General features: G+C 63.9%; 23 protein-coding genes, 1 tRNA gene and 1 pseudogene. 13 read left to right on the top strand and 12 right to left on the bottom strand.

Features of this window, described 5'->3' with window-relative positions; genetic code table 11:
* Nucleotides 1–185: 185 nt before the first annotated feature.
* A complete protein-coding gene (locus tag AC1DYU_RS23195) occupies nucleotides 186–398 on the bottom strand; it encodes a hypothetical protein (protein ID WP_476793698.1) in 213 nt (70 codons plus the stop codon).
* Nucleotides 399–807: 409 nt separating this feature from the next.
* Between AC1DYU_RS23195 and AC1DYU_RS23200 the strand changes: the two genes are divergently transcribed.
* The 4 genes from AC1DYU_RS23200 (at nucleotide 808) to AC1DYU_RS23215 (ending at nucleotide 3,571) form a co-directional block, all read left to right on the top strand.
* Nucleotides 808–2,256, top strand: coding sequence for a DHA2 family efflux MFS transporter permease subunit (locus AC1DYU_RS23200; protein ID WP_476793699.1), 1,449 nt, complete (start codon nucleotides 808–810; stop codon nucleotides 2,254–2,256).
* A gap of 58 nt (nucleotides 2,257–2,314) precedes the next feature.
* Entirely contained in the window at nucleotides 2,315–2,929 is a 615-nt protein-coding gene (locus tag AC1DYU_RS23205) for a hypothetical protein (RefSeq protein WP_476793700.1), read from the top strand.
* A gap of 71 nt (nucleotides 2,930–3,000) precedes the next feature.
* A complete protein-coding gene (locus tag AC1DYU_RS23210) occupies nucleotides 3,001–3,282 on the top strand; it encodes a type II toxin-antitoxin system RelE/ParE family toxin (protein WP_476793701.1) in 282 nt (93 codons plus the stop codon).
* The gene (locus tag AC1DYU_RS23215) at nucleotides 3,257–3,571 is read left to right on the top strand and encodes a HigA family addiction module antitoxin (protein WP_476793720.1); all 315 of its coding nucleotides are present in this window, start codon (nucleotides 3,257–3,259) and stop codon (nucleotides 3,569–3,571) included. Before AC1DYU_RS23210 ends, AC1DYU_RS23215 begins: the two co-directional genes overlap by 26 nt.
* A 16-nt stretch (nucleotides 3,572–3,587) precedes the next feature.
* Here the strand turns inward: AC1DYU_RS23215 and AC1DYU_RS23220 are convergent, their stop codons facing one another.
* Both AC1DYU_RS23220 and AC1DYU_RS23225 read right to left on the bottom strand, forming a co-directional pair.
* Nucleotides 3,588–4,400, bottom strand: a complete 813-nt coding sequence (locus AC1DYU_RS23220; protein WP_476793702.1) for an RlmE family RNA methyltransferase — start codon at nucleotides 4,398–4,400, stop codon at nucleotides 3,588–3,590.
* Nucleotides 4,401–4,457: 57 nt separating this feature from the next.
* Nucleotides 4,458–5,561, bottom strand: coding sequence for a Ppx/GppA phosphatase family protein (locus tag AC1DYU_RS23225; RefSeq protein ID WP_476793721.1), 1,104 nt, complete (start codon nucleotides 5,559–5,561; stop codon nucleotides 4,458–4,460).
* Between the two features lie 287 nt (nucleotides 5,562–5,848).
* Between AC1DYU_RS23225 and glpK the strand changes: the two genes are divergently transcribed.
* The 4 genes and pseudogenes from glpK to AC1DYU_RS23245 all read left to right on the top strand — a co-directional run bounded on the left by glpK (nucleotide 5,849) and on the right by AC1DYU_RS23245 (nucleotide 9,780).
* Nucleotides 5,849–7,354, top strand: a complete 1,506-nt coding sequence (gene glpK, locus AC1DYU_RS23230) for a glycerol kinase GlpK (protein WP_476793703.1) — start codon at nucleotides 5,849–5,851, stop codon at nucleotides 7,352–7,354.
* Nucleotides 7,355–7,533: 179 nt separating this feature from the next.
* Nucleotides 7,534–7,607 (top strand) — tRNA-Gln (locus AC1DYU_RS23235).
* An 88-nt stretch (nucleotides 7,608–7,695) separates the two neighbouring features.
* A pseudogene (locus AC1DYU_RS23240) lies at nucleotides 7,696–7,887 on the top strand (DUF6538 domain-containing protein); the annotation flags it as partial.
* 15 nt (nucleotides 7,888–7,902) lie between these two features.
* Complete coding sequence (locus tag AC1DYU_RS23245; RefSeq protein ID WP_476793722.1) at nucleotides 7,903–9,780, top strand: site-specific integrase; 1,878 nt, start codon at nucleotides 7,903–7,905, stop codon at nucleotides 9,778–9,780.
* On the opposite strand, the gene AC1DYU_RS23250 is transcribed toward AC1DYU_RS23245, so the two are convergent.
* Entirely contained in the window at nucleotides 9,766–10,266 is a 501-nt protein-coding gene (locus AC1DYU_RS23250; protein ID WP_476793704.1) for a helix-turn-helix domain-containing protein, read from the bottom strand. The genes AC1DYU_RS23245 and AC1DYU_RS23250 overlap by 15 nt on opposite strands.
* A gap of 370 nt (nucleotides 10,267–10,636) precedes the next feature.
* Here AC1DYU_RS23250 and AC1DYU_RS23255 point away from each other — a divergent pair, with 370 nt between their 5' ends.
* From AC1DYU_RS23255 to AC1DYU_RS23275, 5 genes are all read left to right on the top strand, one after another.
* A complete protein-coding gene (locus tag AC1DYU_RS23255; RefSeq protein ID WP_476793705.1) occupies nucleotides 10,637–10,909 on the top strand; it encodes a helix-turn-helix transcriptional regulator in 273 nt (90 codons plus the stop codon).
* A gap of 9 nt (nucleotides 10,910–10,918) precedes the next feature.
* Nucleotides 10,919–12,223, top strand: a complete 1,305-nt coding sequence (locus AC1DYU_RS23260) for a HipA domain-containing protein (RefSeq protein WP_476793706.1) — start codon at nucleotides 10,919–10,921, stop codon at nucleotides 12,221–12,223.
* A gap of 208 nt (nucleotides 12,224–12,431) precedes the next feature.
* Nucleotides 12,432–12,755, top strand: coding sequence for a hypothetical protein (locus tag AC1DYU_RS23265; RefSeq protein ID WP_476793707.1), 324 nt, complete (start codon nucleotides 12,432–12,434; stop codon nucleotides 12,753–12,755).
* Complete coding sequence (locus tag AC1DYU_RS23270) at nucleotides 12,752–13,618, top strand: hypothetical protein (RefSeq protein ID WP_476793708.1); 867 nt, start codon at nucleotides 12,752–12,754, stop codon at nucleotides 13,616–13,618. The genes AC1DYU_RS23265 and AC1DYU_RS23270 overlap by 4 nt, the downstream gene beginning before the upstream one ends.
* Nucleotides 13,602–15,035, top strand: a complete 1,434-nt coding sequence (locus AC1DYU_RS23275; RefSeq protein ID WP_476793709.1) for a tetratricopeptide repeat protein — start codon at nucleotides 13,602–13,604, stop codon at nucleotides 15,033–15,035. The genes AC1DYU_RS23270 and AC1DYU_RS23275 overlap by 17 nt, the downstream gene beginning before the upstream one ends.
* 99 nt (nucleotides 15,036–15,134) lie before the next feature.
* Here the strand turns inward: AC1DYU_RS23275 and AC1DYU_RS23280 are convergent, their stop codons facing one another.
* The 8 genes from AC1DYU_RS23280 to AC1DYU_RS23315 form a co-directional block, all read right to left on the bottom strand.
* Entirely contained in the window at nucleotides 15,135–15,929 is a 795-nt protein-coding gene (locus AC1DYU_RS23280; protein WP_476793710.1) for a hypothetical protein, read from the bottom strand.
* A 120-nt stretch (nucleotides 15,930–16,049) separates the two neighbouring features.
* The gene (locus AC1DYU_RS23285; RefSeq protein WP_476793711.1) at nucleotides 16,050–17,210 is read right to left on the bottom strand and encodes an AAA family ATPase; all 1,161 of its coding nucleotides are present in this window, start codon (nucleotides 17,208–17,210) and stop codon (nucleotides 16,050–16,052) included.
* A 168-nt stretch (nucleotides 17,211–17,378) separates the two neighbouring features.
* Nucleotides 17,379–18,353, bottom strand: coding sequence for a hypothetical protein (locus AC1DYU_RS23290; protein ID WP_476793712.1), 975 nt, complete (start codon nucleotides 18,351–18,353; stop codon nucleotides 17,379–17,381).
* Nucleotides 18,354–18,475: 122 nt separating this feature from the next.
* Entirely contained in the window at nucleotides 18,476–19,390 is a 915-nt protein-coding gene (locus AC1DYU_RS23295; RefSeq protein WP_476793713.1) for a hypothetical protein, read from the bottom strand.
* A gap of 170 nt (nucleotides 19,391–19,560) precedes the next feature.
* The gene (locus AC1DYU_RS23300; protein ID WP_476793714.1) at nucleotides 19,561–20,973 is read right to left on the bottom strand and encodes an exonuclease domain-containing protein; all 1,413 of its coding nucleotides are present in this window, start codon (nucleotides 20,971–20,973) and stop codon (nucleotides 19,561–19,563) included.
* Nucleotides 20,974–20,984: 11 nt separating this feature from the next.
* Nucleotides 20,985–21,428 (bottom strand): hypothetical protein, encoded by a 444-nt coding sequence (locus AC1DYU_RS23305; protein ID WP_476793715.1) that lies wholly within the window; start codon nucleotides 21,426–21,428, stop codon nucleotides 20,985–20,987.
* 173 nt (nucleotides 21,429–21,601) lie between these two features.
* Nucleotides 21,602–22,486 carry a hypothetical protein gene (locus AC1DYU_RS23310; RefSeq protein WP_476793716.1) on the bottom strand — a complete coding sequence of 295 codons (885 nt, stop codon included), beginning with the start codon at nucleotides 22,484–22,486 and terminating at the stop codon, nucleotides 21,602–21,604.
* Nucleotides 22,487–22,620: 134 nt separating this feature from the next.
* Nucleotides 22,621–22,813: integrase core domain-containing protein (locus tag AC1DYU_RS23315; RefSeq protein WP_476792396.1), on the bottom strand; the 193-nt coding region annotated here is incomplete at its 5' end.

Here is a 22,813-nt window from a genome sequence, read left to right on the forward strand (position 1 = left end):
ATGGCCGGCTCTGTTGCGGTCTCGCGGAGGGCGCCCGCGACCGGGTTGACGAGGCCCGTTAGCATGCGTGCGTGGCGTTCGCTAGAGCGCAGCAGCGAATCTTTTTGCAATGCGAGGCCGGCGTGGCGTCATGCCTGCGCGAGCCAGAGGAAGGCGGCCGGCGCGGATGCCGGCCGCCGGGGTTCCTACTGCTGCTGGGCCGGACGCGTCCGGGTCGTCGCCGGCGAGGGCGAGGTCGGGGCGGGCTGCACGAAGAAGCAGCCCATATTCATCATCATGGCGCCCTTGGCATTGGCCATCAGCTGGCATTCCTTCTGCCGGGTGCAGTTGTACTGCCGCAGCGCATCGCCGGAGCCCGGCGTAACCTCGCGCCAGGCGCAACCGGTCTCCCATTTCATGTCAGGCTGCTGTGTTTGCGCTGAAGCCGGCGCCGCGCCGGCGCCGATCCAGATGCTGCCGGCCGCAAAGGCCAGCAGGGCCGCCCGGGCCAATGCCCCCGATGACCGAGCACGATTCGGAGCCGGGGCATGTCTTGCATGATCGATCATTGGATTACCTCTTGGGCGAGCGTTAGTGGCTGGCCTGAAGTCCAGTCGCGTCTCACATCGGTGTGAGACGCCTGGGAGATAGTGCCGATCGAGGCAGGTTTTGACTGCCCTTGGCGCATAGCAGACCTGAGCTTCACGATTTGGTTATGCAGCCGGCGCAATGCCGATCATCGCAGGGTTTTTCTTGCCTCGCGGCTCTCGTCGGCGCTGACCTGCCGCAGTAAGCAGGTCCCGAGCCTCTCCGCCGAAAGCCTCCGCCTTGCAGCGCGCCAAACTCCTGCCCCTGATCGTGGCCTGTGCGCTCTTCATGGAGAACACCGATTCGACGGTGATCGCGACCTCACTGCCGGTGATCGCGCAGTCGCTGGGCGAGGATCCGATCGCGCTGAAGCTGGCGCTGACCTCCTATCTCGTCAGCCTCGCCGTGTTCATCCCGATCTCGGGCTGGATGGCGGACCGCTATGGCGCGCGCACGATCTTCCGGGCCGCGCTCGGCGTCTTCATGGTCGGCTCGGTGCTGTGCGCCCTGTCGAATTCGCTTGGGGCCTTCGTCGGCGCCCGCTTCATCCAGGGCATGGGCGGGGCGATGATGGTGCCGGTCGGGCGGCTCGTCATCCTGCGCAGCGTGCAGAAGTCGGAGCTGGTCAGCGCGCTGGCCTATCTGACGGTGCCGGCGCTGGTTGGTCCCGTTGTCGGCCCGCCGCTGGGCGGTTTCATCACGACTTATTTCGACTGGCGCTGGATCTTCTTCATCAACATCCCGATCGGCCTGATCGGCATCGTGCTGGCGAGCCTGTTCTTCGAGGATGTGCGCGAGGAGGACGTCGCTCCGCTCGACATCCGCGGCTTCGTGCTGTCGTCCTTCGGCTTCGCCAGCCTGATGCTGGGGCTTGCCACCGGTGGGCGCCATCTTGTCCCGGAAGCTGTGTCCTATGCCTGCGTCGCGGCGGGAATCGCGGCCCTGGCCGGTTACTGGTTCCATTCGCGGCGGGTCGCCCATCCGGTGCTCAATCTGGCGCTGCTGAAGATCCCGACCTACCGGATCGGCGTGATCGGCGGCTCGATCTTCCGGACCGGGATCGGCGCCGTGCCCTTCCTGCTGCCGCTGATGCTGCAACTCGGCTTCGGGCTCGATGCATTGCAATCGGGTCTGATCACCTTCGTCTCGGCGGCTGGCGCGCTCCTGATGAAGACGCTCGCCAAGACCATCCTGGCGCGCTTCGGCTTCAGGCGCGTGCTGACGGTGAACGCCGTGGTCGGCGCGGCGTTTCTCGCGGCTTCCGGGCTGTTCACACCGCTGACGCCGCACTGGTTGATGCTGTGCGTGCTGCTGGTCGGCGGCTGCTTCCGCTCGCTGCAGTTCACCGGCATCAATGCACTGAGCTATGCCGATGTCTCCAACAAGGAGATGTCGAGCGCGACCAGCCTGTCGAGCGTCGCGCAGCAATTGTCGCTCAGCATCGGCGTGACGATCGGCGCCTTCGCGCTGGAGACGGCCCATGCCGTCCATGGCGGCGCAGCGCTGGGTGCCGGCGATTTCTGGCCGGCCTTCGCGCTGGTCGGGCTGATCTCGGCCTCCTCGGTGTTCTGGATGATGCGGCTTTCGCCCGATGCCGGCGCCGAGGTCTCGGGCCATATCCTGAGCACGCCAACCAGCGCCCGCAAGGCGACCGCGGAGGCGATCGCCGACCAGAAGCCGCTGGAATAGCGGGCTCCGGCCGACCCAAGGCTTGTCATCTTCCGCTACGGCAGGGCACAATCATGCCATGGAGCCGGCTGCGACCAAGCCCGAGGCGCATTTCGACCTCGCCATCAGCGATGGCGGGATGCGGTTCAAGCTGGCCGAGGCCAGGCTGACGCTGACCGATGAGGGTATCGACTATACGCTCGACGCCCGAACGGGGCTGCGGCCCTTTTCCAATCTGCGCAGCGTCAGGATGCAGGCCGTCCATGGCGGCAAGAACAGCCCCTGGGAGGCCATGGTCGAGCTCAGCTTCGCCAGCGGCAAGCAGCTCGTCGTCCATTCCGCTGCGCCCTGGGGCGGGGACGATCCGGCGCGCGACCCGGTCTTCATCGCCTTCGTCGAGGAATTGCATCGCCGCATTCCGCTGCAGGATGCCGCGCGCATCCGTTTCCTGCGCGGCGTCACGGAGGGTCGGCACAGGGCGATGAAAATCGTCGGGGTCGTTTTCCTGATCGTCTTTGGCGGAGCCGGCGCGCTGATCCTGTTCAAGACTCTCGACGGCACGATACCCGTGCTGGAAGTGTTCTTGCCGCTCCTGGGCCTGCTGGGCTTCGGCGCCTGGATCTATCATGCGATCGAGAAGAGCCGGCCCGGAATCTACCGACCTGACGCTCTGCCGAGGGACCTGTTTCCGTAGCGAGCGACCAACACCTCAGCCGCAAAACCCATTAGTGATTGCCCTCATAACGTTATGCGGTATAGTTCTGGATGATCCTGAGTTTCCGTGATGGCGAGACGGAGAAGATCTGGAGCGGCTTGCGGTCGCGCCGGCTGCCGCTGGAGATTCAGGACAAGGCGCTGATCAAGCTGCGTTTGCTGAACCGGGCGATCCGTCTCGACGATTTGCGGATTCCGCCTGGCAACCGACGGGAGAGCCTGCATGGTGACCGGGCAGGGCAGCATTCGATCAGGATCAATCAGCAATGGCGGATCTGTTTTCGCTGGATCGAGGGAGGGGCGGATGATGTCGAGATCGTCGACTACCACTGAGGAGCGGCTGTCGAACCCCCATGCCGGCGTCATCCTGCTGGAGGAGTTCCTGAAGCCGATGGAACTGAGCCAGAGCGAACTCGCGCGGGCAATTGGTGTATCGCCCCGGCGCATCAACGAAATCGTGCTGGGCAAGCGGGCCGTCACGGCCGACACCGATCTCAGGCTTGCCCGCTATTTCGGCGCCTCGGAAGGGTTCTTCCTCGGGCTGCAGGCGGATTACGACCTGATGGAAGCCAAGCGGGCAATGGAGGCCACGCTGGCGGGAATCGTGCCGAGAGCAGCCTGAGGCCGGCAGAACAGCGTCAGGATTCCTGATCGCCTGTCGAGACACCTTCCGGCGCACCCTCCTGCGCAATCTCAGCCTTCCGCCTGAACCCCGTCGCCAGCACGTAGAGCTCCGAGGAATCCGAGCGGCTTGCCGCCGGCTTGAGGTTGCGGACCGTGGTGAAGTCGCGCTTGAGCTGGGCCAGCAATTCGGCGCTCTCGCCGCCCTGGAACAGCTTCGCCAGGAAGAAGCCGCCCGGCATCAGGATGTCGTTGGCAAATTCGAGCGCGGCTTCGGCGAGCGCGATGATCTTGAGGTGGTCGGTCTTCTTGTGGCCGGTGGTGTTGGCGGCCATGTCGGACATGACGCCGTCGGCACGGCCGCCAAGCCGCTGCGTCAGCAGGGCGGGGGCGTCTTCGGCCATGAAGTCCATCTCGATCAGGTCGACGCCCGGGATCGGGTCGACCGGGAGCAGATCGATGCCGACGATGCGGCCCTTGCCCTTTTCGAGACCGACGCGCCCTGCGGCGATCTGGCACCAGCCGCCGGGCGCGCAGCCGAGATCGATCAGCTTCTGCCCTGTCTTCAGAAACTTGAAACGGTCATCCATCTCCTCGATCTTGAAGGCGGCGCGCGAGCGATAGCCCATCTCGCGGGCCCGCTTCACATAAGGGTCGTTGAGCTGGCGCTCGAGCCAGAGCTGCGACGAATGCTTGAGCTTGCCGGCCTTCTTGACCTTGACGCGCATGTCGCGCGCGCCGCCGGACTTGCCGGCGACGCCGACCGCCACGCCCGTCGACTTGCCGCCCGACTTGCCCGCGGATTTCCCGCCCGACTTGATGGTGCTCATGATCGCGCTCGCGGCGGCGTTGCCGTGCTGCCGGCCAGTGTCGTCGAAGGCGTCATGTCATCTCCGGCGCCACCAGGCGCGGTCCTCGTGCATCATTCTGAGCAGGATGCCTTCGCGCAGGCCCCGGTCGGCGATGCGGACCCGCTCGCTGGGAAAGGCGCGCCGGATCGCCTCGAAGATGGCGCAGCCGGCCAGCACGAGATCGGCCCGCTCGCGGCCGATGCAGGCATTGGCCGCGCGTGCTGCATAGTCCATTTCGACGAGCCGGTCGATGACCGTCAGAATGTCCTCCTGCCGCATCCACAATCCGTCGACCTCGCGGCGGTCGTAGCGGGGCAGGCCGAGATGGATGCCGGCGACGGTCGTGACCGTGCCCGAGGTACCCAGCAGGTGGAAGTTCCTGGCATTGCGCGCCGCGGCAGCCTTCTTGGCAAAGGGGGCCAATTCCCTGGCGCACTCCTCGACCATCGTCTCGAACAGGGCGCGGCTGACATCGACGCCGCCATGGCGCTCGGCGACGGTGACCACGCCGATCGGCAGCGAGGCCCATTCGCGGATGCGGGCGGCGGGATCGCGCGCCTCGTTGCGGCCGCCCATCCAGACAATCTCGGTCGAGCCGCCGCCGATGTCGAAGACGATCACCCCCTCGGCCGCCGGATCGGCCAGGGCGGCGCAGCCCGAGACCGCGAGCGCGGCTTCGGTGCGCTGGTCGATGATCTCGAGCTGGAGCTCCGCCTCGGCCGCGACGCGGCTGACGAAATCCGAGCCGTTGGCTGCAGCGCGGCAGGCCTCGGTCGTCACCAGCCGGGCGCGGGTGACATTGCGATGGGCCATCTTGCCGCGGCAGATCTTCAGCGCCTCGACGGCCCGGTCCATCGCTGCGTCGCAGAGCCGGCTGCTGGCGGCGAGACCCTCGCCGAGCCTGACGATTCGCGAAAACGCATCGACGACGCGAAAGCCGTGCTGTGCCGGCCGCGCGATCAGCAGCCGGCAGTTGTTGGTGCCGAGATCGAGCGCGGCATAGGTCGTGGCGGGCTGGCGGGGGCCATGAACCCGTGAGGCATCGATCGCAGAGGCTGGCAGAGACAGGTTCGTCGGCACAGCCTTGTGCGCTGCGTCGCCCGCATCCGGGTCGGCGCCGTGAAACTGCGGAAGCGCCACCCTCGCGACATCCCGCTCCTGCCGGTCCTCGACCGCCACACTATCGTTCCTCTGGCCTGCCGCATCTGCCCAAGAAGCGCATCGGCGCGGGGCGCTGCGGCTGAGCCGGGCAAAAGCCCGGCTGCCTCTTTGGAGCGGAGCGTAACAACAGGGGGAGCGTGGTGCCAAGCGGAACCTTCGGTTGTGCCCACGTCAGCGGTAGGCCTTGCCCTTGAATGCGGGCTTGCGCCAGTGTCCCGCTGATAGCTCCCGCGCAGACGGGCGCGGAATCAGGGAAGGAGGCCGGCATGGCCGTCGCACGCCACATCCTCGCGATCGACCAGGGCACGACCTCATCGCGCGCGCTGATCTTCGATTCGAAGCTCGACGTCGTCGCCAGCGCACAACGCGAATTCGCCCAGCATTTCCCGGCCTCTGGCTGGGTCGAGCATGAGCCCGAGGACATCTGGGACAGCGTGCTCGCGACCTGCCGCGAGGCGATCAAAACGGCCGGGCTGGATGCGGCGGGAATCGCCGCCATCGGCATCACCAATCAGCGCGAGACCACGCTGGTCTGGGACCGCAAGACCGGCCGCGCCATCCACCGCGCCATCGTCTGGCAGGACCGGCGCACCGCCGGAGCGTGTGCCGATCTGGTCGCGGCCGGCCATGAGGCGCTGGTGGCGGCGCGGACCGGCCTGCGCATCGACCCCTATTTCTCCGCCACCAAGATCGCCTGGCTGCTCGACAATGTGCCCGGCGCCCGTCGCCGCGCCGAGGCCGGCGAGCTCGCCTTCGGCACGGTCGACAGCTTCCTGCTCTGGCGGCTGACCGGCGGGGCGGTGCATGCCACCGACGCGACCAATGCCTCGCGCAGCCTGCTGTTTGACATCAACCGCGGCGTCTGGGACGAGGAGCTGCTGGCTTTGTTCGACATTCCCGCCGCGATGCTGCCGGAGGTCAAGGACTGCGCCAGCCTGTTCGGCGAGACCGCGCTCGAACTGTTCGGCGCCGCGATCCCGGTGCGCGGCATCGCCGGCGACCAGCAGGCGGCGACGATCGGCCAGGCCTGTTTCTCGCCCGGCATGGTGAAATCGACCTATGGCACAGGCTGCTTTGCCCTGCTCAACACCGGCGCGACGCCGGTCGCGTCGAAGCACCGGCTGCTCTCGACCATCGCCTATCAGCTCGACGGCAAACGCACCTATGCGCTGGAGGGCTCGATCTTCATCGCGGGCGCTGCCGTGCAATGGCTGCGCGACGGGCTCGGCATCATCAAGGACGCCAGCGAGACCGGCCCGCTGGCGCGGGCGGCCGACCCGGCGCAGGACGTCTATCTGGTGCCGGCCTTCGTCGGCCTGGGCGCGCCGCATTGGGACGCCGAGGCGCGGGGCGCGATCTTCGGGCTGACCCGCGGCAGCGGGCCGCGCGAATTCGCCAAGGCCGCGCTGGAGAGCGTCTGCTACCAGACGCTCGACCTGATCGAGGCGATGCATGCCGACTGGCCTGAAGCAGGGCAGGGCGCCCGCTCGGTGCTGCGCGTCGATGGCGGCATGGCGGCCTCCGACTGGACGATGCAGCGCCTCGCCGACCTGCTCGATCTGCCGGTCGACCGGCCGAGCCTGCGCGAGACGACGGCGCTGGGCGCGGCCTATCTCGCCGGCCTCGACGCCGGCCTGCTGCCGGAGCCCGACCGCTTCGCCGATCTCTGGCGGCTGGAGCGGCGCTTCACGCCCGGCATGGCCGCCAGCGAGCGCAGCCGCAAGGTCGACGGCTGGCGCGACAGCGTGCGCCGGACGCTGAGCAATGGTTGATTGAAAAAACCCGTCTGGCGTTGGCGCCACAATCGCCGTGCACCGCGCCGGACCGATCCGGTTCACCGGTCCGCGGCGTTTGCATGACCGGGCGCATTCTGGGGCTTGCCATTCGGCGAAGCTTTGATTAGACCCCCGGCTCACCAAGGCCAAGCGCAGCCGACCGCGCCCTTCGCCATTGGGGGATCGTCTAACGGTAGGACCCCAGACTCTGACTCTGGTTGTCTAGGTTCGAATCCTAGTCCCCCAGCCAATTCGTTGGCTTTGGTATCTAAGTCCCTGAAATCGCTGAACCTATGTGTCTAGCTGGGAGTCGTTTTCCCCCAGTATGACACACGGGTATGACACATCTGTCTGGCACAAGGGGCTGGCACGTGTCGGTTGCATCCCATCTCGAACGCCGCGGCGCGGTCTATTATTGGCGCCGTCGGCTCCCCCATCAACTCGCGCGGCGACTCGGTCAGCGCTTTCTCGTCATCAGTTTAAGGACACGCGAACACATTTCTGCGCGCTATATCGCAGCGCAACTGGATGCCATCGTTGAAAAGATGACGTTGACCGGCTCCGACCACTGGGTCTCGAGGCAACAGCTCCAGGACTTCTTCCGGCAGTCCTTTCGAATCCACGAGGAGCTGATCCGGCGATCGCATGCGGGCTATCGCGAGGACCATCGCGAGCCGATCGACCCTGACGGCTCGGAGGGCATCGCCAACGGCTGGGTCTATCGCCTGATCGAGAAGCAGGGCCTCGCCGCCGAGGTGCGGTTCCAGGATCTGCTCGACATGCAGGCCGGCCAGCTCTCGGACGACATGATCGACAAGGTCGCCGATCTCCTGAAGTGGCACACCGCGCCCAAGCAGGCCGAGCAGCTCCGGTTCTCCGTGGCGCGCGTGCTGAGCGAGGTCGGAGCCATCCCGACTGAGGACAACGTCGCGCGCGCCATCGCCGTCTTCGCTCGCGCCAAGAGCGAGGCCTTCTTCAAGACGCAACCCTTCGATGACGACGAGCTCGATTTCGACGATCTGATCGCAGAGGCCAAGGCGGACACGCGGGGAATCGGCTGGACGCAAGTCGCGCCGGTACCGGTGCAGGACCCCGTTCCGGTGAAGATCCTTCAACCGGCCGAGATCATCGCGCCCGCGCCGCCCCCGTTGATCTCGCCTGTGCCGCGGGTCTCAGTCTCGCCGACACCGATCGCGATCGACCGGTCGCGCGCCACGGATCATACGATCGCGGCTATCGGCGAGAGGCTGGTGAGCGATCGGTCTCAGGATGGGAGCTGGGACGACAAGATGGTGCGCCAGGCGCGCATGATCATCGACCTTTTCGGTCGCTTCCTAGCCGAGGATCGCGGCATCACCGATCTTGCGGCGTTGAGCGTTGCCGATCTCGACGCCTTCGATGTCTTCCTGAGGCAGATGGGCAAGAACTACGGCAAGTCGGCCGCCGACAAGACCCGCTCGATCGAAGAGCTGCGCGAGCGGTGGTCGTCGCTTCCTGCTGCGGCGCGCGGCCTGGAGGTGAAGACCCGCAACAAGCATTTTTTCTTCCTGAACCATCTCCTGGCGCGGGCTCGTAAGGTCGGCGTCGGCGTGCACCGAGATCTCAGCTTTTCCGATTTTCGGGCGAAGCCGAAGGGCCGCGCCCGCAACGATCGCACGATTCCGAAGGTCGATGTCTTCGAGAAGATTTTCCAGCAGCCGATCTACGTGGGTTGTGCAGGGTGGGACGATCTTTTTGCGTCCGGCCCGCATGTCTTCCACCGCGCGGCCTATTTCGGGCCGATGTTTGCCCACTATCATGGTCTCCGTCGTGAGGAGTTCTGTGGCCTGGAGCTCGCCGACATCGTGACGGACAAGGGCCCGCCGCACATTTGGGTTCGGCCGAATGCCCTGCGCCTGCTGAAGAACGACCAGTCGGAGCGCCAGCTCGCGCTTCACCCGGAACTGCTGCGACTTGGGCTCCTCGACTATGTCGAGGCGCTTGGGGCGATCGGCGAGACCCGGCTCTTTCCCGAGCTCGTCTCACCATCGTCGAAGAGCCCGCTTGGCGACCGTTATTATGACGAATGGAGCCCGGGTCTGATCAAGCTCCGCTTCACGCCGCATATGCAGCGCCATTTCTTCAACAACGCTCTCAAGCAGAAGTTCGTCACCTCAGAGGCGCGCGCCGACCTGATGGGCCATGGCGGCAAGGGCGAGACCGAGGAGCGCTACGCTGACGCGTATGAGCTTGGCGCACAACTGGACATGATCGCGATGGTTCCCGTGGTCACCGCCGGCGTCGAGCGCCGTCCGATCAAGCTAATCCCCTGGGTGGAGAAGATGGAGATCGCGCCGTGGTCGAGGGCCGCCGTGGCGGAGCGTCGCGAGGCTGCGGCGCTGAAGCGCGCATCGCGGAAGGCGCCGAGGTCACGCCGACGTTGATGGAGAGTCTTCCTCGTCCTTCAGCTCCGTTGCGGCTGTCCGCATGTGATCGGAGTCTGAGGAGACGGCGGGGTGGAGGCGGCGAAGGCTCTCCGTGCGCATTTGAGCCCGTGCCGTCAACTCGGCCATTTCGTCGAGCATGGCGCCGATATCGTGGATGGTCTCGTGGGGCTTGAACATGTCGTCCGGCACGAGCGCATAGACGAACGTGCAGTTCAGGGCGAGTGCGGCCCGGCGCAGCGTAGCGAGCCGGATCGTGCCCTCAGCTTCGGCGTCTTCATATCCGGCGAAGCTCTGCGCGGCTATGCCCATCTTTCCCGCCACGGTCTCTCTGGTCTGTCCGAGCCCCTCGCGCATCCACCTGATGTAGCCTCCAGCCGGCGCCGAGAGGCGCTCGGCTGATCCGGTGCTATCGACCACGCCGGCGAGCTTGCGCCTCGCCACCTCTTTGAAACGAAGCTTCTTCTCTTCCGGGCTCTGCTTCATGTCGGATCCGTATGCTGCGCGATCGACCGGACCGATGACGGCCCCCCCCCACCGCAGCCTGGAGGCTGAATTGCTGACGTCGTGCCCCTCGATAGTTTGAGGCCACTTCGCCATTTCAGCCTGCAGCCTGATTCTCCGTCTTATTGAATTACGTTGTCGATCGTTCAAATGCATTGCGATCCTCGATATTTAGGCGGTTTTTTTGATCTGTTAGGCCTTTGGCAAATGGCTTAGGCTGATGTGCATGATTCTGCACATTCCAAGCCTGAGTGCCGAAAGTGCAATATTCTTCACATTGATGGGCTAAGTCGCTTGTTGTGCAGGATTTTGCACATTATGCTGTTTCGACCTTCATGCGAGGACGAGGCCTGTGATCCGCACCGCCGAAGAGTTTGGTCTTCTCATCCGAAAGCACCGCCAGGCCGTAGGGTTGACCCAGGACGAGTTGGCGGCGCGCTGCGGTATCACGCGCCGCACGATCATCGATCTCGAAGCCGGCAAGTCGGGCACGCACCTCGGCAAGGCGCTGATGGCCGCTTGGGAAGTGGGGCTGCGGCTCTCTCCCGGCACGTCTCCGTCGGCACCGCCCAGGCAAGGGACGGACGACGCCGATGATCCACTTGCCACGCTCCCGCGGTTCTAGGGCAAGACGATGACCGACATCTTCTATGAGACTCTGCGCGTCGCGACCATGGCGGACGCCGCAGGCGAGATCGCGTTGACCTACGATCCCGACTGGCTATCGCGGCCCTCCGCTTTTCCGATCTCGATGACGATGCCGCTCCGGCTGGAGCCATATGGTGCCGATGCCGTCGTCCCATGGTTGGCGAACCTGCTGCCGGAGACGCACCTCCAGCGGATAGGCCAGATCCTGCGGGTGGCGCCGCAGGACATCCTAGGGATCCTCTCCCAGATCGGCCGCGACACGGCCGGGGCGCTGTCTTTCGGCTACCGTCGCGAGGGGAACGACAGCTACAGGGTGATTGAGACCGAGGACGAACTCGAGGGTGTCATCTCCGATCTGCCGATGAAGCCGATGCTGGTTGGTGAGCGCGGCGTCTCGATGTCGCTGGCCGGCGCGCAGGAGAAGCTCGGCGTCGCCGTCATCGATGGCAGGATCGCGATCCCGCTCGACGGTACGCCCTCTACGCATATCCTGAAGCCCGACGCCCCGACCATGAAGGCCAGCGTCCAGAACGAAGCCTTCTGCCTGACCCTTGCCGGCCTCGTCGGCCTGGACGCGGCCAGGGTCACGACCGGCCGGGCCAATGCGCGGTCCTATGTGCTCGTCACCCGCTATGACCGGGTCGCGACAGCCAAGGGCGTGCAGCGCATCCACCAGGAGGACCTTGCGCAGACGCTCGGCGTCTTCCCGCGCAACAAGTACGAGTACGCACCGATGGCCGGGCAGGACGATCTCCGCTCTGGTCCGGGACTCGTCGAGCTGTTTGGATCAGTGGAGCGCCATGTCGGCCCCGGAGCGCGTCTTGGCCTTTTGGACGCGCTGATCTTCAACACGATCTGCTGCAACACGGACGCGCACGCGAAGAACTATTCGATTCTGATCGGCGCTGGCGGTTCGAGCCGACTGGCGCCGCTCTACGATGTCCTGTGCGCGCGCATCTGGCCTCACATCACCGCGACGATGGCCCAGAAGCTGGGGGAGCGCCGCATCGGCGCCGAGGTCCTGGGATCGGACTGGCAGATGCTGGCGCGCAGCGTCGGGCTGAACTCTGCGCGAACCCTGGAGCGCGTTGACGAGCTCTGCACCATGGTGGCCGATCAGGCGCAAGCTGCGCGCGACATCGTCGCTGCCATGCCCGCAGGCGGGCACGAGATGCTGGACCGCGTGCTGTTCGAGGTCACCAAGAGCACGGAGATGATCAGACGCCAGTTGGCCCAACGGCGCGAGGGGCCCAGACGCGACCCGAGAGGCAAGCGACCGGCAGCCCCGTGATCTGGACATCGATCAGGCGGACCCAGCCTCGACGGGATGACGTTGCCCCCAAAGCTTCAAACGAAGAACGGAGCCGAGCCGAAGGCGGCCTTTTTATCCCTTTGGGAGGCCTGCGAGCAGACCAAGTGGTACTGACCCAAGAGGGTGTGCTACGCTTGCTCGCCGTTCGGCGCTTCCGACGAAAGTTCTTAATGCCGGAGTTTAGTCAATGCGAGAAACATTCGCCGGCTTGGCCGTGGGCGTTGGTGCGACGGGAGCCTTTGAGCTTCTAAACCGCTATATGAAGCTTCTCGAAGGTGGATGGCAGGTAGCGGCCTTGATTACGGTTTTTATCGTTCCCGCTGCGGTTGGAGTCGCTCTGGCGAGAAAGTCATCCGCGGCCAGAGCGCAGATCGCCAGCGGAAACCGATCTGGAGCGAAATTTGACGCAACAGTCGGTTCGGATGGGTTTCGCAATGGTCAAGATATTGGCAGTCGCAATCGATCCAAAGGTGACATGAATATTTCGATTGGTAAGAAAGACGGCAAATGAGTTTGGAGATTGCCGCAATAGACTGGCGCGAGCAGTTTGCCAGCCTCCAGCCGCATCTAGAGGGGGAAGGCGGCTACGTACGAGTGAGATATTCGGGTGAAAATTGTGCTCCTTTGTCATTCGTCAAGGCGCTTTCTAGTCGGTATGAGAAGAGCCACGGGAAAAAGCCTGACGATCTTCAGAGGACTTCAGTCCGACTTGACCCAGCAGTTTTCACCACGCGTTACCTTGATGACGTGCTGAACACCTTAGCTCGAAAAGTGGGCTTGACGCTTGAAAAAGTGTCGCGCCCAAATCCTCTTGGTCCCCTTTCGATCGGATCGCAAAATCAAGCTGGCGGAGACCTGAATGTTGAGGTTAATATAGATTATGGGGATACCTCTTTCGATCTATCGGACATACAGCATAGAAAAAGCCTAGCTGTCGCTTCTGGAATACGGGAATACCTCGAAAATGGGCGCTTAATGATCGTCCTTTTTCAAGCAAATGATGGCGAGCATGGGTTCTTTTGGCGGGATCTATGGGCTAATTACTTAGCTAACCTCCAGGAACAAGGCCTTCTGCTTGTCAAGATGTATGACACGTCTAAGATGGTGCGCGACGCTGATTCCGACGAGCCACATCCGGTGTGTGAGATCTCATTGCCGTCCTCGCTCGACGAAAATGCAGAAGCGGCGGCTATAACAGACATGGCGCACATTCTGATTGAGAAAGGGCGCCTCCAAGGTGTGAGCGTGTCAGCGCACGATGCTCGTAACATGGTGTCCGGAGTCGTCGTATCTCATCGCGATGACGTGTGCAGGCTACACAATGTCTGGGCTGGCACCCTGATGCGTTTGATTGCCCATGCAACACCTCAATAATCAGAATATTTCAGAGTTTTTGACACACGCGCTCCCGGGTGCGGAGCGAGCACTCGCATGCTTGGCTGTTGCTGAAAGCCTTACGGATCAAGTTGCGGGCGCGCTTTATTCTCTGGCCAATGTCGAAGGTGTTTCAGCTGAACTATTTTTGGACTCGCTTCACCAGTCAGAAATGACAGCGGCCAGGAACAGCGAGTGGCATATCGTGCCAAGCGTGCGGCAGAATATGTATCGAATAATTCAGGCAGATCAGGTTTTGTTTGCCAAAGCCAATGAATACTTGCTCGATTTGGCGCGCAGTGGCGATCCGTTACAGGCGGGCACAAAGCTGCCGTCATATCTGTTTACCGAGAGCGGCGTTGCGTATCACGAGCTCGCGCTTAAAATAGAAAGTGCGCTCAGTAGATACACTAGTGTATTTCGCGGAGTCTCGAGCGCAGACCAGTGGCTTGGGGCAACTTTATCCACGTTTCAGCAAGAAGCGGGGCTCATTTCAGAGAGTGCAGTTGAGCCAACCTTCATGCGAGGGATGGTCGAATACCGCGAAGGTAGGGTCAAGCAAGCTATCACACTGTTAGAGCGCGTATCAGAAACCCGGCTCCGACGCTGGGAGGTTGCAGTCGCGCATCATCTCGTAGGTATAGCGGTAGGCCGAATTGACCCGGCCCGTGCAACTGATCTGTTTGAAGAAAGCTTGTCTATCGGAGAAGAGATAGGAGATATTGGTCATCAGCTCCATGTTCTGAATAGCCAAGGCACTTTGATTTATCGGTTTGATCGTAAAGCTGGTGTCCTTACTTTTGAGCGTGGACTAGAAATGGCGCGCGCAGTTCGCGATGCGAGGAGTACCGCGGTCTTTTTAGGGACACTTGGAAATGCTCTAGTGCGGACGCAGCCAGAGCGGGCTGAACTGCTATTATCCGAGTGTATCGACCTTGCTCGGCAATTGGGAGATCAGCGCGGTGAAGCCATCGCGTTGCACTCTCTTTCACGGTTGCGTCGTAACACCCGCCCCAATGCGGCGCTGCTTGACGTTCAGCGTAGTATCGCAATCGGCCGGGCGCTCAAAGATAATGCCCATCTCGCTCAGACCCTCAGAACCTATGGGTTAATTGTCCTGCACCAAGATGCAAGCGAGGCGGAGAAGGCCTTTATTGAGAGCGTCCAGATCAATCGACGTCTGGGAAACAACCTCGGTGAGGCGTTGGCGATGAGGTCGCTTGCTGATATGTATTTGGAGGCGGATCGGATGCCTGAAGCCGCCCAGATGTATGATAATTTAGCCAAGCTTTTGAACCGATCCGATACATCTACTAAGAATTATCAGACACGGCAATCGACACCCGTTTCAAACAGTATCAACGACGAATCTCCGCTTTCGCAGATCGAAGATGAGCAGGAACCATCCTTCCGCTAATTCCATCGACCTAAATCTACTAAGCCGATAGTCGCGCGGATGACTCTCCTCGAAACTACGCGCCGGCAGCTTTGGAATGAGAGCCGGTCCTCCGCCGCACTACTGACGGGCCTGGCACCTCTCGAGCACATGGTCGAGAATGATCGTCTCGATGATCCTGACGAGCCGCTGCGACTGCTTGAACGGCTTGAACAGGAAGATCTCGCGGGCGCGGGAGAGGCGAACTCCTCCCCCCATCTCGTAGGGAGTGAACCGCTCGAAGCGCGAGGGCGAGAGACCGAACCGTGCGCAGTGGGCGCGCCCATGCCACGATGATGCCCACTGCCCGAGTTCCGCGCCCGAAAGCGCCTCACGCAGAAGCCTGTCGAAGCTGTCGAAGGTGAGATCGGCCGGAAGGATGACCTCGATGCCGCGAGGCAGGACCTTCAGCGGGCTTCCCGGCGACAGCGCGACGTCCGTACCCACCGTCGAGAGACCCCAACGGTCGAATTGTGCGTCCTCGATGATTTTGCCACCGGCCTTGTAGGCCGACCCGTACCGGTCGGCGCCGAGGGCATCGAGACGTCGCTGGAGCCCAGTCGACTCGTCCTGCGACGTGGAGATCTTCCAGGCGCCGATGTGAAGGAGCTGAGCGACAGAGCTCAGGAGGCCGCGGCACCCGGAGATGTAGACGGTGGTGCGCTCGCCGGCGACGTAGCGGCTTGTGAAGTCGGGCCCAGCGAAGCGCGGGTCGGGCGCCAGGTTGAGCTGAGGCCCACCGATTTCGGGCCACCTGGTCTCGATCCACAGTCGGACGGCGGCTGGCGAGTGGACATCCTTGAGGCGTCGCGGCGCGGCGGGGCTGCGGGGCGTCGCAGAGACGATCGGCGAGAGCGTCTTGAGATTCTTGGTCATCGGCATCGATTTCTGAATTTTGATTTTGGGTCAGGGTTTCGGGGGGTTCTTCGCACTTCCTCCATTTCCTGTGCTTTCAGCAGCCGCACGGCCGCGCTTCTGGTCTGGCTGTCCGCGCGCCTACTTCGACATGGATCCCATCCCGGCCGCCAGGAATCCGATCCGCGCGGGCTTGGATCCTCCCGTGGAGACGGCCTCCGCGGCGTCGATGTCGGCAAGCTCCAATTGGCTGCGCCCGGCCGCTGCGGCGAAGCCGAAGGCCAGTCTGACGAGCCTCTTGATTCCGCGCGGGTTGGACTGGGCCAGACGGCGCAGCGCGATGTCATCGGGCAGCGCGACGCCGCCGCGCAGGGAATCGACGATGTCGACGGCGATGTTGCGCGCGATCGCGACGAGGGCGTCGCCCGTCGGAGGTGCGATGTTGAAGGTGAGAACCCGATCCAGAATGAAGTCGGGGATCTGCGCGGCGTCATTCGCGGTCATGACAAATATCACGCGAGAGAGATCGAACGGGAGCTGAAGGTACTCGTCCTTCAAGGCGCAGGCGTTTTCGGGCTCGAGCGCGGCGAGGAGGACGGCGTAGGGCTGTTCGGTCGCGTGCGTCATGAACTTGTCGACCTCGTCGAAGAGCACGACCGGCTGCGCGCTGACGGACGCGATCATGGCTTCGGTCAGAACCCCGGCGCGCGCCCCGCGCCAGGTCGGCGGATGACCGACCACGAGCGCTTGGGCGTCGGACGAAGTCGCGCAAGAGCACGCGTGGATATCGACGCCCAGGGCCGTGGCGATCGATTTTGATGCATGCGTCTTGCCGATGCCTGGTTCACCAAGCAGCAGCACTGGCGGAACCGAGACCGGAGCGCTGGTCATCTCCGACAGGGCGACGGCGCGCTGATAGAGCGCGATGACCTCGCCGAAGGCCGGACACTTGGCGTGAACCTGCGCCAGCGCTTCGCGAAGCTGCGGTGTTCCGAACAGCAGGGCACGCTGGGGGCCCCGCAGGTCGTTGCGGATTGAGAGGAGCCTGTCGATGCGCGCCTGTTCGTCAGCGCCAAGCGTGGGAGGCGGTCCGTAGTATTCCTCAAGCCTCGGCTCGAAGCCCCAAGCGAGCGCGATTTGCCGCTCGACCTCGTCACGATTGTAGATCGGGATCATCCTGTCTTCAGCGAGGTGACGCGTCGCTTCGCGGCTGTCGGCCTCGAGCGCCGCAGAAGCAGCGATTTGCCGCTTGCGCTTGTTGATCGGCGTCGGGTTGTCGTATTCGGCGTCGGGCTCAGCCATGTCGCGGTCAATTCTCTCGATGTTCCGGGGGTGGCCGTATTGGCCTGCCGATCGGACCCTTCGAACGAGAAAAGGGGCGAACCGTTTGGTCCGCCCCTTTCGATCAGCCATTGTCGCGCTTCCGGACTTCTGCACCGCCTTTTTGGTGCAAGCTCTTTGGCGATGTCGTCACACGTTCTCGCACCAGGGCGTCTCCAGCTGTCGCTCGTCCCAGCGTGCCGGCGTGAATTTGATGGGCTGCTCGCTCCTGATGAAAGAAAGCTGCACGGCCGCCATCATATGCAACGGATCCTGCGTCGTGGCCCTTGCGTTGACGAGTTCTTGAACCCGCGACTTGGCCTCCTGGTCGGACGTGCCCTTGCGAGCCGGCCAGATCCCGACCTGACAGCAGAGCGCATACGCGGCGATCCGCGCACCCTCCGATGCAGCCCTGAGATTTTGCATGTCGCGCCCGGCGCGCATCGACTCGACGAAGAGGGTGTTGCTAGATTTGAAGCAGGCCTGCGCGCGGGCGGCGAATGCGCTAAGGTCAGGCTCGGTCCTCGCCAACTTTGCCAGGATCTTATGATTTGACAGCCCGAAGCTGGCCTCTTTCGGCAGCGCCGAAAGCTCGGAGACGAGATCGAAGTCCCAGCGCGGGCGAGGCTCGAAGGCACGCTGATCCAAGGTTGGCGGCCGGCGATCCTGCGGCAGCCGCTGGAAGCCGGGGTTGAGGGCTGCCAGGGTAATGCGCAGGTCACGAGCGAAGCCATCGCGGCGCAGCGAGGCCTGATGCGACGGACAGGGATGAAGCGAGACCTTCGCGATGGCATGGATGTCGTAGTCGCACGGCCATAGCGCGACCTCGGCTTCATAGGCCGCCGCCAGGATCTTCAGGCCGGCAATGGCTGCGTACCCGCCTTCGATCTCCTTGAGATGTTCGAAGCTCAGCATCTTCCAGGCCTCGGCGGCATGCGCGGAGGCGCGGAAGGCGGTCTCGCGGAGATCAGGCGGCGTCTGCCTCAGAAAGAGGAAGTTGGCGATGGTGGGATCGTCCGGCAGCATGCCGACCAGCGCGCCAAGCGGGTCGGCCGCTTGCTCCCGGCGGCCAGTGGTCGCCACGACGCGGCGGGTCTGGTCGATATGCTTGTCGTCGAAAGTCATCGAAGTCGTCCTTGATTCACGTGGGTCTCCCGCTCACGGCGGTGCTGATTCTCTTCCCATCACGACGAAGGGCGCCGATCGGCGCCCTTCGTTCTCGCACTACGTTCGACGCTGGCCTGGCGTCAGAGCCGGCCGCCGTGACGTTCGAAAGCACCGATCTGCTCGCGAACCGCGCGGCCCATGCTGCACGCCAGGGTGACGATGGCCGTGAGACGGTCAGGCAAGCGGCGCTGCCTGATCAGCGCCTTAGCCTCGAGCCTGATGGCGCGGCTGTCATCGCCGCGCACCGGCGTCAGGCCGATCTGCGCGAGGGCCGCGACACCCAGAATGTGCGCGCCGAACACCGCACGCTCCAGCCGATCCCGCTGTGCGAGGGGGCGCTCGCCATCTTCGAGCCGAGCAGCGAAGCGGTCGGCATGGTCGAAATGAACCAGGGCTTCCGCCATCAGCGCATGAAGGTCGTAAGATGCGGTCATGAACGCCGACAGGCTTGCAGCCTGTTCGATCACGGGAAGGGTTAGCGTGCCGTCCGCCGTGGACGCAGCCGACGCGATGCCAGTGTCGCTACCAGTCGCGCCGGCATCATCGTTCGCCATGACAGGCGGGAGCGCTACGGCAGGCGAGGCCGCGCCGACGTCGAGCTCGAATGCGGCACGGATGACAGGCACCTCCCCCGTATGTCCGTTGGCCAGCGCCGCATCGACGACGGCCTGGCATGCCGCTACCCGCACCGCGTCGTCGACCGGACCCGCCGAGGGCAGCAGCGCGATGGCGATCGCCGCCGAGTGATTGAGCAGCGTCGTGGCCCACAGGCTCGGCAGGCTCCGATTGACCAGGGCCAGATCGCGCGTCCGGGCGGCGCAGGCGAGGAATCGCTCGACCTCGCCGGCATGATGGCGGCCGCGCGTCGCGATGTCGGCGAGACACGGCGTCTGGTAGGTCAGGAGGGCGTAGCTCTCCTCATCGGTCGGCGCTATCGGGCGAAGGCGCGAGAGAGCCGAAAGCTCGTCCACCACAGGATGGACGCTGATGTCCATGGTCAGGGCGGCGAGCGAGGCGATCGTGGCGGTGCGATTGGTCATTGGGATCTTTTCCTATTTCTCGTGGGTTCTGCTCATGCGGCAGCACGACCTCCTCTCCCTCCAGACATGCAAAAGCCCGCGAGCGGGCTCGCGGGCTTGTCTCACCTCTTTCATTCTGATCTCGGCTATGCCGCCGCAACGCGGTCGAGCGCCTGCTGGCGCTCCATCAGCCATCGCCCGATCGCATCGATCTGCGCGAGGCGGTCACGATCTCCCAGATCGGTCTGCGCCTTGAGCGCGGCAACCTCGACCAACGCCTTCGGCAGGGTCAGCCACGGCACGTCGTCACCGGTCATCAGGCGATGGCGCAGCCAGTCCCGTCCTTTTGCCCGCGCCGCGGGCGAGAGATGCTCCGGCGCCTCCAAGAAGGTCAGCCGGTTGGCGAAGGCCATCAACCGTTCGTCCCTGAACAGGCCATCAGCGAAGGCGGGGCGTTGAGCCCACGGGATTTCGAGCCAGCGACGGGTCAGGCGCGCCTGCTCGTCACTGACGAACCCACCCGTGTACAGCGTCGCCTCTGGCCAGGGTGACGGCTCCTGATCGGCGTACTGGCCAGCCAGCGCGAGGAGAAGGTTCTTGCGGAAGCTCTCATGGTCCCTGATCTGGATGGCGCGCTGGCAGTAGACGGCGTCGTCGAACCGATCGACCGGCAAGGCGTGCGCGCCGTGCTCCCAGCCGACGACGATCGGCTGGACGTTGGTCCTCACCGACCGGATCTGGCGCCGGCCCTTCGCCGTCAGGAGAGCCATAATCTCCTCAGGCGTCCCGTCGAGATAGGTGGCCGGGTCGACCGAGAGATCGGCTACCGCCCAGGCCGCGCCATTCCTCGGGCTCGGCGCGATGCCGATGACCGGCACCATCGTCGTCATGCCGCCAAGCAGGACCGGGTCGTCGCCGGCCAACAGCGCTTGCGGCCCGGACTTGTGGGCGTTGGCCAGCATCGGCGCGATGGTGGTGGGCGCGACCTCGCGGAGATGCTTGAACAGCGCCAGGGTCGCTCGGGCGTCGGCCATGGCATCGTGGGCGTCGTCCTCGTGCAGGGCGATGCCGTTGGCTCGGCAGACGTCGACGAGCTTCAGGCTCGGCTTGCCGTTGTCACCGATGGGAATGGTGATGTTGCCCGGCTCCAGCAGGTGGACCGCCCGCAGCATGACGAGGACGTCAGCGCGCTTCAGCCCCGGACCTTGCGTCGCATAGGGCGGGAGCAGATGCGTGAAGAAGGCGTGCCGGAGCACCTCATCGTCGAACCGCAGACCGTTGTAGGTCAGGCTCGTCGCCGGCGCCCAGGCCGATAGGGCCCGGCCGATTTGAGAGAGCATTTCCATGACCGAGAGAGGGGCCTGCTCCAGCAGCTGCGGCGTGACGCCGGTCACCAGCAGGGCCTGTGGCGATGGCACGATGTGCGCCGGAAGCCTGGCCCGGAGCGAGAGCTCGCTCAAGGTGGTGAGGTTCTCGTCGGCGTGGATCATTCCGGCCTGAAGCGGAACGTCGAATTGCGGACTGAGGCCGCTCGTTTCGAGATCGTAGATGATGAACATGACCGCCGCCCTCAGTGACGGCTGCCGGGATCGGGCATGATCACCGCGTCATCGACGACGATGCCGAGCTCTCGCGCGTCGAGTCGAATGGCGGCTTCGACCATGGCGACGGTGCGCGAGCGCCGCAGCTCGTCCTCGTCGATGATCATCGCCTCGTAGGCAGTGATCTTGAGCCGCAAAAGCGGCTCGGAGAACGCGATAGGCTCCGCGAGCAGCAGGGCGAAGCGGCGCGCCGCGATGCGCGCGCCCTCACCGAGCTGGCGGCCGTTGAGGTCGCCATGCTCGGGATAAATCCGGGTCGGATCATTTTCCAGCAGCATCGCGTGAGCAGTGTTGCACTGCCAGCGCAGGTAGAAGTCGTCGGTCAGGACGCGTTGGCGATAGGCTCGCGCGTACATTTCCATCTCTTCACGGTTCGGGCGCGCGTCGCCGCCCGCAGGGTTCTTCGAAGTCATCTGTCTCGTCCATAACCAGAGTTCTGGACCCGGCCCAGACAGCTACTCTGTGAGCAACTGGCCATCATGGTCTCGGGGGTTCTCGTCATTGAGTCCCACCACCTGTTTTCCAGTGGCGCACGCCGCCTTGCTGCCACTGCCTGCCGCCGGGCCTGCTCCCAACCCTCTGGTCATCACTCTCTGAAGTTGCCTTTGTCGTTGGGTCGGCGCGCCGTGCCGGCACCCGCCTGTTGCTGTCGCGCAGATGCAGGAGACTTAGGTCTCGAGCCCACCTGCATGATCAGCCCGTGGAGATCCGGCGACGCCTTCACGATGGGATCGTCAAGCATCTGCTTCGCCGAGCGCGGCACCCATAGGGACTGCTGGCCCGGACCTAGCTCCTTCGCCTGATCAATGTTTTTTTCAACCCGCCTTCGGGCGCGGACGTCGAACGCATCGGGCGGTTCGCTAACGAAGTTGGCCAACATTCGATTGTGATCGACAGACGACTTGTGCTTGAGGATGAGCCAATCGGCCAACTCCTCCGCAATGCGGATATGGGCGAGCGGCCGCCGTGTGGCGTGAGTTGTCGCCGGAGATGGAGGCAGAGGCGGCGCTGCTACAGCGACGGCGTCGAGAGTGGTGGCAATGGTGGCCGGATGGTCGGACGCAACCGTCACGGCGCTGAACGCTCGCCTCATATCCGTCTGCGGCGCCGGCCGATTTGATTGAGGGTGTTGTAGGTCTGGCCAGGCCTTTCGCTGCGCCGCGACAAGATCGATCCAATCCTGTCCCTGCCGCTCCAAGAGCCTGTTGGCCTCCAGCGCGAAATGCTTCGCGGCAACCACCATCCGATGGAGCGCCAGCATCGCGTCTTTCGCGACCAGACGCTCCATCAAGATGAGCGTGAGGCGCTGACGTTGGCGCATTTTTGTCTCGTCCTGCTCCTGCGCCTGGAGAAGCACCTCCCGAGCACGGCCTTGCTCAACAAGGCTCAACTGCACGCGCTCATACCACCCCGAGAAAACTGTCGTTGCGATGTTGGAGCCAGTCGCACGCAGCGTCGTGGTGTTTGACATCCGGATTTGAGTTGCCTGTTCGACCCTGTGACGTGCTCCCCGATTTTGGGCCAGCGCGAGCTGGAATCTTCCGGGGTTTTGACGTGCTCCCCGATTTTGGGCCAGCGCGAGCTGGAATCTTCCGGGGTTAGGGCTCATGCCGGCGGGGGCGCCGGAGAGCCGTTCATCAGCGATATCGGCGGCTTGTTGCCGATGGCGCTGTGTGGCCGGACCTCGTTGTAGTCTCTACGCCAAGCCTCCATTTTTGCCCGGGCGTCGTCAAGGCTCATGAACCAGTGCGTGTTCAGGCACTCGGCCCGGAACTTGCCGTTGAAGGACTCGATGAAG

The organism is Allobosea sp. P2_B12 (genome assembly GCF_056404835.1).

Excerpts from the sequence above, each read along its gene's own strand:
- AC1DYU_RS23195 (WP_476793698.1), bottom strand. The coding sequence starts at position 398 with ATGAAATGGGAGACCGGTTGCGCCTGGCGCGAGGTTACGCCGGGCTCC.
- AC1DYU_RS23205 (WP_476793700.1), top strand. The coding sequence starts at position 2,315 with ATGGAGCCGGCTGCGACCAAGCCCGAGGCGCATTTCGACCTCGCCATC.
- AC1DYU_RS23210 (WP_476793701.1), top strand. The coding sequence starts at position 3,001 with ATGATCCTGAGTTTCCGTGATGGCGAGACGGAGAAGATCTGGAGCGGC.
- AC1DYU_RS23215 (WP_476793720.1), top strand. The coding sequence starts at position 3,257 with ATGTCGAGATCGTCGACTACCACTGAGGAGCGGCTGTCGAACCCCCAT.
- AC1DYU_RS23220 (WP_476793702.1), bottom strand. The coding sequence starts at position 4,400 with ATGAGCACCATCAAGTCGGGCGGGAAATCCGCGGGCAAGTCGGGCGGC.
- glpK (WP_476793703.1), top strand. The coding sequence starts at position 5,849 with ATGGCCGTCGCACGCCACATCCTCGCGATCGACCAGGGCACGACCTCA.
- AC1DYU_RS23245 (WP_476793722.1), top strand. The coding sequence starts at position 7,903 with ATGACGTTGACCGGCTCCGACCACTGGGTCTCGAGGCAACAGCTCCAG.
- AC1DYU_RS23250 (WP_476793704.1), bottom strand. The coding sequence starts at position 10,266 with ATGAAGCAGAGCCCGGAAGAGAAGAAGCTTCGTTTCAAAGAGGTGGCG.
- AC1DYU_RS23260 (WP_476793706.1), top strand. The coding sequence starts at position 10,919 with ATGACCGACATCTTCTATGAGACTCTGCGCGTCGCGACCATGGCGGAC.
- AC1DYU_RS23265 (WP_476793707.1), top strand. The coding sequence starts at position 12,432 with ATGCGAGAAACATTCGCCGGCTTGGCCGTGGGCGTTGGTGCGACGGGA.
- AC1DYU_RS23270 (WP_476793708.1), top strand. The coding sequence starts at position 12,752 with ATGAGTTTGGAGATTGCCGCAATAGACTGGCGCGAGCAGTTTGCCAGC.
- AC1DYU_RS23275 (WP_476793709.1), top strand. The coding sequence starts at position 13,602 with ATGCAACACCTCAATAATCAGAATATTTCAGAGTTTTTGACACACGCG.
- AC1DYU_RS23280 (WP_476793710.1), bottom strand. The coding sequence starts at position 15,929 with ATGACCAAGAATCTCAAGACGCTCTCGCCGATCGTCTCTGCGACGCCC.
- AC1DYU_RS23285 (WP_476793711.1), bottom strand. The coding sequence starts at position 17,210 with ATGGCTGAGCCCGACGCCGAATACGACAACCCGACGCCGATCAACAAG.
- AC1DYU_RS23290 (WP_476793712.1), bottom strand. The coding sequence starts at position 18,353 with ATGACTTTCGACGACAAGCATATCGACCAGACCCGCCGCGTCGTGGCG.
- AC1DYU_RS23295 (WP_476793713.1), bottom strand. The coding sequence starts at position 19,390 with ATGGACATCAGCGTCCATCCTGTGGTGGACGAGCTTTCGGCTCTCTCG.
- AC1DYU_RS23300 (WP_476793714.1), bottom strand. The coding sequence starts at position 20,973 with ATGTTCATCATCTACGATCTCGAAACGAGCGGCCTCAGTCCGCAATTC.
- AC1DYU_RS23305 (WP_476793715.1), bottom strand. The coding sequence starts at position 21,428 with ATGACTTCGAAGAACCCTGCGGGCGGCGACGCGCGCCCGAACCGTGAA.
- AC1DYU_RS23310 (WP_476793716.1), bottom strand. The coding sequence starts at position 22,486 with ATGTCAAACACCACGACGCTGCGTGCGACTGGCTCCAACATCGCAACG.